This window comes from Agrobacterium sp. ST15.13.013, from assembly GCF_027956525.1.
GTDB classification, from domain to species: Bacteria; Pseudomonadota; Alphaproteobacteria; order Rhizobiales; family Rhizobiaceae; genus Agrobacterium; species Agrobacterium salinitolerans.
The window spans coordinates 102,767-114,805 of the sequence record NZ_JAQKGP010000012.1 but is presented as its reverse complement, the minus strand read 5'-3'; the positions used below and the strand labels follow the sequence as shown (position 1 = coordinate 114,805).

Below are 12,039 nucleotides of genomic sequence, written 5' to 3'. Positions count from 1 at the left end.
CCAGGTTTCACAAAAGCATGGTTGTATGTTCGCGACCAAAGACATGTCTCGTTGCGATGCGTGACGCTGGCAAGCCCGAGGCAACCTCACCAGCGTGGCACAAGTCTCTCATATCGCGGATCAAACAGCTTCATGTATGCCGTGTCGTCGCGTTCCTTCGAACTGCTTTTCTCATAAAGTGCAGCAAGAGACGCGAGTTTTTTTCTGTCCAGTGATACGCCAAGCCCGGGGTTTGCCGGCAAGTCAAGTTTCCCGTTGTGGAAAGTGAAGGGCGTTCCCTCGGTTACGTCGGTAGCGGTCCATGGGTAGTGCGTATCGCAGTCGAAGGTAAGGTTTGGTGTCGCGGCAGCGGTGTGGACCATCGCGGCGAGGGTGATCCCCAGATGTGAGTTCGAATGCATGGAAAGGCCAAGGTCCATCACTTCGCAGATTTTGGCAAGATGAGACGAGGCCCGAAGTCCACCCCAGTAATGATGGTCAGAAAGAACAATATTCACTGCCTTTTTCTTGAAGGCAGTGGCAATGTGATCGAACTCGAGTACGATCATGTTTGTTGCGAGGGGGATTGAGGTTGCGGCGGCTACCTGCGCCATCTGGTCCATGCCCAGGACAGGATCCTCCAAATATTCCAGAACGTTTTCGAGCTTGCGCGCCACATAGATTGCAGTCTCGACGGTCCAGGCGCCGTTTGGGTCAATGCGCAAAGGATGGCGCGGGAAAGCTTCCCGAAGTTTCAGCACTGTTTCTATTTCAAGGTCGGGGTGGAGCACACCTCCTTTTATTTTCAGCGACTGGAAACCGTATTTTGCAACCATCCTGCGCGCTTCGCCAACCATCTGGTCAGGTGTCAGAATTTCCCCCCATTCGTCCGGATCCTCGCCGATATGCGAGGCGAATTTGAAAAACAGATAGGCACTGAAAGGAACACTCGTCCGAACAGCACCGCCGAGGAGATCGCACACCGGGCGGCCAAGGATCTTGCCCTGAATGTCGAGGCAGGGAACTTCAAACGCCGAAGCAACCACGTCCGTGAGCTTGTGATCAGCGACAGCCGACTTGGCATTGATGCCACCAGCGCCGGGCAAGGCGGCGAAAACACGCGATTTCAATTCATGCAGGTGAAACGGATCCAGTCCGACAAGTACCGGAGCCGCGCGTCTCAATCCTTCCAGCGCCTTGATACTTCCATAACTTTCCCCGAGGCCAACCGTACCGTCATCGCATACGACTTCGATGATGGTGCGCAGGGCATGCGGTTGGTGCACACCTTTGCAGTTGAGCAGTGGGCGGTCTGGAACTGCGACCGGTGTGAGTTGAACTTCGGTTATCCGCATCAAAAAGCTCCTTGTCCCCACCAGCTGCGTGCAGCTGTCATGGCATCATCCAGTGGCGGCAGTTCGGGATGCCAGTGGCGTTCCCATTCCAGACTGAGGGGGATATGTCGTTCATCCGATTTTAGTAGCGAAAGCATTTCCGCCATGGGAAAATCGCCGTGGCCGGGCAATACATACCGCCGTTGCCCGTCGATATTGGTCGTGCTGTCCTTGACATGCAGATGGACGACATTTCTTTCGATATGATGCCAAAGGGTCTTGAGATCGGCGCCTTTGGCCCAGGTATGATGCGTGTCCCACAAAATCCGGGCTGCCGGCACATGCTCGATGAAGGTTACAAGATGCCCGAAATCGGCCAGCGCATCATGGGTCTCTATCATCAGATCGACATTCAACCCGCGTGATTGCCGAAGGGTCTGCCATTCGTCTAGCAGTGCTAATGCACCTGCCATCCCGTTCGGCCCCGATTGCCTGCCACCGTCGAAAATCCGCAGATAAGCGATGCCTGCAGCTTCTGCCCAAGCGATGAAGGGCTCGATTGCTGAAAGGTCGGCGCTGCCGAACAACCGAAAGGAAGTGTTCAGGGCGGCGACCCTGAGATTGCGTTTAATCAGGAAGGCTGCAAATCCGGCGGGAGTGCCAAACTCGGCAGCGAGCGCCGCGATCAGGTCGATCGTGCCGGACAACGCGCGCAATTCCACGCTTGACGTGCCATGGCGTTTTGCAAGATCGGCGACTTCGCACAGACTGAGTTCGGAGCAACCGAGCGTGGAAAAACAATAATTGAAAGCTCTCATGCCATGCGCTCCATATCCCGCTTATGGACTGGGTGAAGCGGCTCAAGTCCCGCGACAAAACGTTCAATCTCGGTGATGGCCAAGTCGGAAAGCGCCCGCAATTCATTGCCCAACGCTCCGGCAATATGAGGGGTGAGCACGACGTTGGGCAAATCGTAAAATGGGCTATCCGGCGGCAGGGGTTCCGGCTCCGGAGTATCGATCAGAATACGCAACCGCCCTGAAACTGCTTCGGTGAGCAAGGCATCGTGATCAACCAGCCAGCCGCGTGCCGTATTGATAAAGATCGCATGATCGGCCATCAGCGCCAGTTCACGGGCACCAATCATGTGGCGGGTTTCGGGCAGGATTGGCGCGTGCAGTGAGACAACATCGGACCAGACGAGAAGCTCGTCGAGCTCCATTTTCGTAGCAGCAAATGCGGCCGCGTCTTCCGCTGAAATAAAAGGGTCGTAGACGGCGATCTGGAATTTTCCGCGCGCCAGCAACTCCATGACCAGCCGACCAATCCGTGATGCACCGACAATGCCGACTTTGCGCGAATAATTGCCAAGATAGGGCAGACTCATGCCACGCCTGCTGCCAAAGCCGCCCGTGCCGCGCTCTGCTCGATGTTCGTCTCGAAGACGAAACACATCCTTGCCGGACATGATGATTGCAGCGTATGTAAACTCGGCAACCGGTACGGCCATGGCGGATGCCGCCGTGGTGAGGAGAATATCGGATGTTTCCCAGAATTCAGCAGGCGCAACGGTGCGAACCGATGATGCGGCATAGGCAACCATCCTGAGCTTTGGCGCACGGGCGAGGCGCTCGCGTGTCAGCGAAGGCGTGCCCCAGGCAGAGAGCAGTATATCGGCATCAACCAGCGCTTCGGCACCCGCGGCCGTATCGAAATCCGTATAGGGGAAACCCGGGATGATGTCGGCAATGGCATTCAACCGTGCCCATTCGCGCGAACCAAAGAAACCTTCGGGAAGTTCGTTGCGCATGGCAATCAACAGCCGTGGTTTGTCCTGAGATTGTCTCATGGGCGTACCGGACTTGAAACAGGGCGAACCTCGATGCGGGTGACATCAATTTCGATCGGACGAGAACCGGGCTGTAGGATCACATCGAAAAAAAGTTCGGGAGGGGCTCCGCCTGGCCTGAGTTTCAGGGGTGGAGTTCTAAGCGCCCCGCACCATTGGGTCGCTGGGAAAGGAAAAAATGTGCCGTCATCCGAAAGGAAAGGGGCAAGCGAGACTGCCTCCTGTCCATCGGCTGCGATATCTTTAAGACGGAGCGAGATTCCCAACATCTCGTCATGCGCTGGTACCTCGACATCGCATATGGCCTCAACCCATACGCCTGTGCCCGGATGGGCAAGCCTCCCGCCGAGACGGTGGCTCTGCTCACCAGTTCCCGTGACTGTCAGGGCTGAAAAATCCGATGCCAGATTGCCTGCTGGATTGTCCACCGGATCAAAACGATCGTCTTTTGCCAGGATACGGGCCGGCCCGCGTGGCACGATCGTCTCAAGATAGGTGGCGAGCAATTTCCCGACAGCAAAGGCGCCTGTCACCGCAAAATGGGTGCCGTCGTCGGAGTAGCCGGGGTAGGGCTCGCCGAATTCACTTTCGGGATCGACCCAGGCCGAGTTCCAGTCAAAAACATGGCAATTGGCATGATCTGCTGCAAATTCGATGCTCTGCCGGTTGATCCAGTGCGCCTTTGCCCGCTCCGCACCGTCAGCCGGCCATTTTCCGACACCACGGGCGAGAATCGGGAGCAGGACGACAGTCTTGCCCGCGTTGAGTAAAGCCGAAGCGATCCGCGCCCTTGAATCCGCAATCGTCTGTCGTGTTTCCACCATCATGTCGTTGGTGCCGGCATCAACGATGATCAGATCGAAATCCGATCGCAGCAATCGCGGCAGCCGGCGCTCGATCTCGACCGCCTTTTGGCCGGAAACTCCGAAATTAAGGCCGGAAAAGAACCGGCTAACGCCCAGCCGGTTGCTCGGCTCCCAGCCGGGCGGCGCGGAAGGGTCGTGATAGACCGGGCAGCAAAGCCTGCCGTGCGACAGAACCTCGGCCCAGCTCATCCAGCCGCGTGCCGATGTGGCAAGTGAGCTGGCGTCACCAATATGGTTCTGCTGGACGAGCGAGGTGCCGAGAATGGCAATCCGGCCAGCCCGGGGGAGCGTTACCGACATGAGGTGATCCAGATCATCAGGAGAACAGGACGCCGCCATTGATGTCGTAGCAGGCGCCGGTGACATAAGCAGCATCGTCAGATGCGAGGAAGGCCACCAGACCGGCGACGTCTTCGCTCGACCCTTCGCGCTTGAGCGACGTTGCGCCGGCCACCCGCTCGCGCACCTCCGGCTTGGTGAAGGTGTCGTGGAAGGTGGTAGAGATCATGCCGGGGCAAACGGCATTGACGCGGATATCAGGGCCGACTTCCTTGGCAAGTCCGCGGGTGAAGGTCATTACAGCGCCCTTGGAAGTGGCATAGGCAAGAGCGCCCGGACCCCCGCCATCCCGGCCAGCCTGCGACGAGAAGGTGATGATCGCACTGCCCTTGGCCATTTTCGGCAATGCGGCCTTCGTCGTCAGGAACAGCGATGTCAGATTGACGTCAAGAACCTGACGCCAGAATTCCTCGTCCATATCTGCAATTGTCTTGCGGGCGATCAGGCCGCCGGCAACATGGACGAGGCCATGAATCTCCCCAAATTTGTCCGCAGCCGCAGAAAGTGCTGCTTCGACTTCGGCGGCGTTTGTGAGATCCGCCTTGATCGCCAGAGCAGAGCGGCCAAGCTTTTCGATTTCGGAAACGGCTGTGGCCGCACCCTCTGCCGCGCCGTTATAGGTAAGAACGACATTGGCGCCTTCCTGTGCGAAACGGATGGCGCATGCCCGGCCAATATCCCGACCGGCCCCGGCGACAACGATGGTTCTGTTGGTAAAACGCTGCATTGGAAAACCTCGTAATGTTAGAACTGCTTGGGAAGGGAGAGCTTGAAACGCTCGTCATCGACATCGCTGAAGTAGATGTCGGTGGAAAAACCCTGATCATCGATGAAGCTGAAAATCCGCTTCGGCTCCTTCAGAGTGTAAGGCACCAGAAGGGTGACGAGCCGATGCTGGGTGGCGGCCGGAACCGTGGCGCAGACATGGTGGTGAATGTTGAGCCCTTCGAATTCTTTCGGGTCGATATCGGGAAAACCTTCCACGGCGCTGATTTGCGGCGTGCCGGCCGACGAATAGACGAACTGCCCGTAGAAACCGGCTTTTTGGCCATTGTAACGGAAGCTTGACCTACCGGTCTGCGGCGCTCCGAGTGTATGGCAAAGCCATTGCAATTCCTGTGGTTCGGCACATTCCACCTCGTCGACAATCACGAAATAGCTTTCATTGACGAAGTGGGTTTCGCGTTGCACTTTTTGAATCAGCGGGTTTGCAACCTGATAGGCGGCGGTCGCATCGCCGACGATGCAAACATGTCCGGGTTTTTCCTCGACAGTGACGATGCGGCCTGCGGCGCGGCGCGCAAGGGCCTTGTCCTTTTCCGCATATTGGCCCTTTCCGCCGATCAGAACAGCGTTTTTCGACCGTGTCTGACGCCGCCAGTTCAGATGCATCTGCGAATTGAACGCCACATAGTAACCCGACTGGATCGCCAAATCCTCGCCGTAGGCATAGAGTACAAAGGCGTTCTGGTCTCCGTGGCTATGGCTTAACGAACCGTAAGGGCTGGATTTGAAGACGAATTGCAGATGCCGTTCCGGATCTTCCATATGTTTCTGGATGGTTGTCCAACCGATATCGTCGAAAACGGCGAGTGACGGCAGGTCGGCAGGCGGCACCGCTTCCACCTGCGGGTAATCGTGACGATAGACGAGATCATCGAAGTTCAGGTCCCACCAGCCATAATTGTAAAAGGCCATTTCGGTCCCTGTCGCATCAGCCTTGATGTGATCGAAATACCATTGGTAATGGCCATTGCCGGTGACGCCGGCAAATTGCCGGACATTGTAGCCCAGCTTCAGACCTGGAAGATCGCCGAGCGTGGAGTCGTCGCCAAAGTTGGCGCGGCGGGTTCCAGGCGCCTTGGTGTAAAGCGGGAAGCGCCCGGTGTTCTGGAAAAACGGCCGCTGATAGAGGTCGTAACCGATATAGGAACGGATAAGATTGGCGGCCTCGATGAGATAGGCCATGCCAGTCATCCAGTAATGCGGCCCCTCCGCCCAGCCGCCATCGGTGCCGGCCCATGGGGAATAGAGTGTGGCGAGGAATTCAACGGTGTAGTCGAACCATTCGCCCGCCTCGTCGCTTTCGCCCTGAAGCGCGATACAGGCCGGTGTCAGAACCGCCGACAGCGAACGCACCGCGTGGCTATCATAGGGAAACACGTGGATGCGAGCATGCGCAATGACGTGGTCGGCAACCTCGCGCGTCCGTTCGAGAAGAACAGACCGTACGATCCTGCGGTCCTCTTCGCTCAGATAATCGTACAGCCAGTCATATCCCCAGGCGAGTGCGACGACGACACGAAACCCCGCCTCGTCATTATAGGCGCGCGAGGTCGCACCTTTCGTGTCCCAGGCAGCGACGGCCAACAGCCATTTACGGGACGCATCGAGGAGGTCATCGCGTCCAAGCACGCGGCCGGCGATGGCCAGGTTCCGGATCGCATAAATCACTTCCTGGCAGTCTATATACATCTGCCGCCAGAGCGTGGCGACACGCGTGTTGTTGGGATAGGGCTGAGGTTCCGTCATCACCGGCCGCTCCAGCCATGGTTCGACCGATTTTTCGTAGAACTCGGCCCAGCCACAATGGTTGTGGTCCTTTGCTACAGCGTCGGCGAAGGAATTCAGCTGCTCGGAATTGAGCCAGAGCCGCGGGTGGCTGGCATGGGCGGCGGCGTGGCGGGCCTTTCTGCCCGGCAGCGGCGTCTTCGGCAACGAGGCGCTGATCTCGAAACTGCGTACGGTGCTCCAGTTGGAATTCGGAACTGCGGATTTTTGATCCCACAGCGCATAACACCAGTGATAATGGCCGTCCGGCAGTGCTTCGTCCGGGGTGAAGAAATTCCAGGCGAGATCTTCGAAGACGAGCGTTTTTTTGTCTGCAAAGGTGGGATCGGTCGAAATGCGCAGCGCGTAACGCGCGCCATCGTCTATATCAGGTAACCATGAAAAACGCGGAGGGTTCTCCGTCGGCGGCTCTTCCTCGCTTGGCTCGTAGCCAATGGTCAATGAGCCCGGGCGGGGTTCATCGAGAAGTGTCTGTCTGGAGATGGCCGGGGCAGAGGGACGCATTGCGCTCTAACTCCTATGAAAACAGAAGGGAAAGGATGGCGGCGACAAGGCCGCCATCATGGTCGGAGGGTTTATTGCGCCGCCTTGTACTGGCGGTCATAGGCCGACTGCATCATCTTGATGACCTCGTCGTAACCAAGAGCAGTAAGGCGCTTCTTGTAGGCGTCCCAGCCGGTATCGACGTCCTGCGCGCCGAGAATCCAGGTCTGCTGCATCTCGGTCATGTAGGTGAGGATGCTCGGCCAGTAGCGGTCGAAGGTCGCTTTTTCCTCGGCGTTCAGGGAAACGCCCATGAACTCGTCCTTGAGGCAGTTGCACTTTTCGTAGAGGTTGATGCCTTCAAGCGCGATCTTGTTCGTCCACTGGCGCTCATACTCGTAATCCATCCAGTATCCGCGCGGGATCGCAGCACCGACAGCCCATAGCTGGGCGTTGACCGGATCCTTGTTGTCGAGGATTTCCTTTTTGAACTGCGGTTTGCCATCGACCATTTCGTACGTGAGGCCTTCGACACCGAAATTCGACAGGATGCGGCCCTGCTGTGAGAACCAGAAGTCGAAATATTTGATGGTTTCGACGGGGTGTTCGTTGGTCGCCGAAATAGCCCAGCCGACGGGCTGGACACGCAGGCGGCGGGAATCCTCGAAACGCTCGCCTGAAACCGTCTTGGGCGGCAGCATCGGCTTCAGCGCAAAGCCCGCAATCTTCGGCGAGAGGGCGTCATTGTAGGTCGACGTGCTGGCAAACCAGTCATGTGTCATGCCCCCGAGATTGTTGCCCAGCAGATATTCGCGCGAACGGGAGCCGCGGGTGAATATCTCCTTGTCAATCAGCCCTTCCTTGTACCACCTGGCAACGTTGGAAATGCCGGTCTTGTAGTTTTCCTCCGCCCACGGGTGACGCAGCTGCCCGTCGTAAACCGCAAAGTCGCCATAGCGCTCGGATCCGGACACACGTGCGTCCCACAGGTTGATGAGGCGCACAGCATCAATTTCCTCACGGGCAAAATAAGGCACTTCATCCTTGAGACCATTGCCGTTCGGGTCCTTGTCGCGGAAGGCTTTCAGAACCTCATAGACCTCTTCCGGTGTCTCCGGCTGCTTCAGGCCAAGCTTGTCGAGCCAGTCCTGGCGGATGAACCAGCCGCGCGAGAACTTGCCATCAGGAACATAGGGGATGAAATAAAGCTTGCCGTCCGGTCCGGAAATCGCATTGCGGATTTCCTTGTGACTGTCGAAGAATGCCTTGAGGTTGGGGGCGTTTTCCTCGATCAGTTCGTCTAGCGGAATGAAAGCGCCCTCCAGCCCGTAACGGATGAAGTCTTCCTTCAAGCCGCCGGCGGCGTCGCCGCCAACGATGTCTGGGAGGTTGCCCGAGGCGATCAGAAGATTGAACGCGTCGCGGCTGCTGGTGGTCGCCAGCGATGCGACGTTGCGGACGTGGATGTTGGTGATTTCCGCGGCCTTCTGCTCCACCGGCCATTTTTCCGAATAGACGTATTTGTCGCGGAAGTGAAAATGGATCGTCAGTTCCAGCGGATCTTCGGTGATCTTGCCCGTATCCTGTGCCAATGCCGGCATGGAAAGGGTTGCGGCTGTCATCAACGCCAGTAGGGGCGTGCCTTTTCGTAGTGCTCTCACAGGTTCTCCTCCCTTGTGCTGCTACTCTTTGACTCCGCCCAGCAGAATTCCTTTGGTGAAATACTTCTGCGCGTAGGGGTAAATGATGAGGACGGGAATGATGGATGCGATCATGATCGCTGATGTCACCGTCTCGAATGAATAGTGGGCGGTGAGCAGGCTCGAGGCGAATTCATCGTTCGAGTTGAGATCGACGATCACGCGCTTCAGATAGACCTGGAGTGGGATTTTTTCTTCGCCGCGTAACAACACCATGGCCCAGAAATAGCCATTCCAGCGCGACACGATGCAGAACAACGCGACCGTGACGATTGCAGGTTTTGAAAGCGGAATGAATACCTTCCACAACAGCTGCAATTCGCTTGCGCCATCCATTTTGGCCGCCTCTTCGAAGGATTTCGGCACGGCTTCGAAAAAATTACGCAGCAGAATGACGTTGAAGGCGTTGGCCGCAAAACCGAGAATGATGCCGAAGCGGCTGTCAAGAAGGCCGAGATCGCGCATGTTCAGGAAAAAGGGGATCATGCCGGCGTTGAACCAGAGCGTAAACGCGATGGCGATATTGAAGAAGGTGCGGCCACGCAGGCGTTTGCGTGAAAGGGCATAGGCGCCGGGGATCATGATCAGCAGGCTCATGAGCGTACCGCCGAAGGTGTAGATGAATGTGTTGCCATAGGCGACCCAGAACATCCTGTCGGACAAGACCCGGTCATAGGCGGCAAGAGTGACATCGACGGGCCATAGCGTGACGCGGCCTGCGGTGACGGCAGCGCCCGAAGAGAGCGAGACCGACAGCACATAGATGAAGGGATAAAGCGTTGACAGGACGAACAGGCCGAGGAGAACGGCGTTTGCCCAGCCGAAAATCCTGTCGCCACGGGAATAGAGATTGAAGTGCGCCATGTTTCAGCTCCTCACCACAGCGATGTCGACGAGACTTTTCGGCTTATGCGATTTGCCGAATAGACGAGGACGAAAGCGATGACCGCATTAAACAGGCCGGCGGCTGTCGCCAGATCGTATTGCGTGCCCTGCAGGCCGGTGCGGTAGATGAAGGTGGAAACGACATCCGCCGTCTCGTAGGTGGATGGACGGTAAAGCAGGATAATATATTCGAACCCGACTTCGACCAGATTGCCGATGCGGATGATCAGCATGATCACGATTGTTGGCAGGATGCAGGGCAGGGTGATGCGCCACATCATCTGCCAGCGCGATGCGCCGTCCACTCGGGCGGATTCGTAAAGTGTCGGGCTCACGCCGGCGATGGCGGCGAGATAGACGATGGATTCGAAGCCAGCCTCTTTCCACACGGAAGAGCCGATGTAGACGGGACGGAACCATTCCGGCTGGGTCAGGAAGTAGATCGGTTCGAATCCAAAGCCTTTCAGCATAAGATTGACGATGCCGATAGACGGCGAGAGGAAATTGATAACGATGCCGGCGACAATCACCACCGAAATGAAATGCGGCAGGTAAACGACAGTCTGCGCCCAGCGACGGGCAAGGCCGCTTTGAACCTCGTTGAACATCAGGGCAAGAATGATCGGCACGGGAAAAGCGAAGATCAGGCCAAGGCCGCTGATTGTAATAGTATTCCAGAAGGAACGTACAAACATGTCATTGTGGAAAAGCTCCACAAAATTTGCAAACCCGACCCAAGGGCTTTTTTCGATACCGCGAAAGATCGAAAAATCCTTAAATGCGATGACCAACCCATACATCGGTTTGTAGAGGAAAACCGCAAACCAGATGAGCATTGGCGCGAGCAAGAGGTAGAGCTGCCAGTCGCGGCGCATGTCTTCCCGGAGGTCGTAAAGGCGCCCTTGAAAATCCTGTTTCATGGACACCCTCCACTCCGGGTTTTGAGCGATCTTCCGGTCGCCGCATCAAAGACGTGAACGCGTGCTGTATCGATGGAAAGCCGGTTGACGCCGCTAAGGGCATGGTCACCATAAAGCGTTTCGGCTTTGGCGATAAATGGCTGACCATCGGCCTTCCCATGCAGCAGCGCTTCGGCGCCCAAAGGCTCTACGAGGTCGATGCTGCAATCAAGGACGTCACGACCGTCGCCAGCCTCTACCGACATGATTTCCGGACGCAGGCCGAGCTTGACAGCCTGCCCGTGCGCTGCGCTCTTCGCGAAGGCGTCGGGAATGTTGAAGCGCTGCCCGGAGCCACCGCCGAGGACAACGGTGACACGGCCGTCATGGCTTTCAATCGTGCCGTCCAGGAGGTTCATGGGCGGGGAGCCTATGAAGCTTGCGACAAATGTGTTCGCCGGCTCTAGGAAAACTTCCATCGGCGAGCCGACCTGTTCGATGTGGCCGCCGTTCATGATGACGATGCGGTCGGCAAGCGTCATCGCCTCCACCTGGTCGTGGGTAACATAGATGCTGGTGGCCTGCATCCGCGTGTGCAGCAGCTTGATCTCGGCACGCATATGTGTGCGCAGCTTGGCATCGAGATTGGAGAGGGGTTCGTCGAACAGGAAGATTTTCGGCCGGCGCACGATGGCGCGGCCCATGGCGACACGCTGGCGCTGGCCGCCGGAAAGATCGGCCGGCTTGCGGGCCAGATATTCGGTAAGCCCCAATATCTGTGCGGCTTCGGCAACGGCCTTGTCGATGACGGCCCGCTTCTCGCCCCTGACACGCAGGCCGAAGGCGATGTTTTCCCCAACGCTCAGATGGGGGTAAAGCGCGTAGTTCTGGAACACCATGGCGACATCGCGGTCTTTCGGCGCGATCTTGTTGACCACCCGGCCATCCATGGAAACGGTGCCGTCCGAGATGTCTTCCAGTCCCGCGAGCATGCGCAGCGTGGTGGATTTTCCGCATCCCGACGGACCAACGAGGACAACGAACTCCTGCGGCTGTATGGAAAGATTGATACCGTGGACGACTTCGAGAGCGCCGTAGCGCTTGACGACATCGTTGATTTGAACTGCAGACATG

At 57.3% G+C, this 12,039-nt stretch carries 10 protein-coding genes; all 10 read right to left on the bottom strand.

Going from position 1 to position 12,039, the window contains the following annotated elements; all coding sequences use genetic code 11:
• Positions 1–86: 86 nt before the first annotated feature.
• Positions 87–1,334, bottom strand: a complete 1,248-nt coding sequence (locus PL597_RS14145) for a glucarate dehydratase family protein (RefSeq protein WP_271365481.1) — start codon at positions 1,332–1,334, stop codon at positions 87–89.
• Positions 1,334–2,131, bottom strand: coding sequence for a sugar phosphate isomerase/epimerase family protein (locus PL597_RS14140; protein WP_271365478.1), 798 nt, complete (start codon positions 2,129–2,131; stop codon positions 1,334–1,336). The genes PL597_RS14145 and PL597_RS14140 overlap by 1 nt, the downstream gene beginning before the upstream one ends.
• Positions 2,128–3,162: a hydroxyacid dehydrogenase gene (locus PL597_RS14135; RefSeq protein ID WP_271365477.1), complete on the bottom strand. Its 1,035-nt coding sequence runs from the start codon at positions 3,160–3,162 to the stop codon at positions 2,128–2,130. The genes PL597_RS14140 and PL597_RS14135 overlap by 4 nt, the downstream gene beginning before the upstream one ends.
• Positions 3,159–4,328: an SGNH/GDSL hydrolase family protein gene (locus PL597_RS14130; RefSeq protein ID WP_271365476.1), complete on the bottom strand. Its 1,170-nt coding sequence runs from the start codon at positions 4,326–4,328 to the stop codon at positions 3,159–3,161. The genes PL597_RS14135 and PL597_RS14130 overlap by 4 nt, the downstream gene beginning before the upstream one ends.
• Positions 4,329–4,344: 16 nt before the next feature.
• Positions 4,345–5,094, bottom strand: coding sequence for an SDR family NAD(P)-dependent oxidoreductase (locus tag PL597_RS14125; RefSeq protein ID WP_271365475.1), 750 nt, complete (start codon positions 5,092–5,094; stop codon positions 4,345–4,347).
• A gap of 17 nt (positions 5,095–5,111) precedes the next feature.
• Positions 5,112–7,442 (bottom strand): alginate lyase, encoded by a 2,331-nt coding sequence (locus tag PL597_RS14120; protein WP_271365474.1) that lies wholly within the window; start codon positions 7,440–7,442, stop codon positions 5,112–5,114.
• A gap of 71 nt (positions 7,443–7,513) precedes the next feature.
• Positions 7,514–9,043 carry an extracellular solute-binding protein gene (locus PL597_RS14115; RefSeq protein WP_271365532.1) on the bottom strand — a complete coding sequence of 510 codons (1,530 nt, stop codon included), beginning with the start codon at positions 9,041–9,043 and terminating at the stop codon, positions 7,514–7,516.
• Between the two features lie 60 nt (positions 9,044–9,103).
• The gene (locus PL597_RS14110) at positions 9,104–9,985 is read right to left on the bottom strand and encodes a carbohydrate ABC transporter permease (protein WP_271365473.1); all 882 of its coding nucleotides are present in this window, start codon (positions 9,983–9,985) and stop codon (positions 9,104–9,106) included.
• 11 nt (positions 9,986–9,996) lie between these two features.
• Complete coding sequence (locus tag PL597_RS14105) at positions 9,997–10,926, bottom strand: ABC transporter permease (RefSeq protein ID WP_217006146.1); 930 nt, start codon at positions 10,924–10,926, stop codon at positions 9,997–9,999.
• A complete protein-coding gene (locus PL597_RS14100; protein ID WP_271365471.1) occupies positions 10,923–12,038 on the bottom strand; it encodes an ABC transporter ATP-binding protein in 1,116 nt (371 codons plus the stop codon). Before PL597_RS14100 ends, PL597_RS14105 begins: the two co-directional genes overlap by 4 nt.
• Position 12,039: the final 1 nt, after the last annotated feature.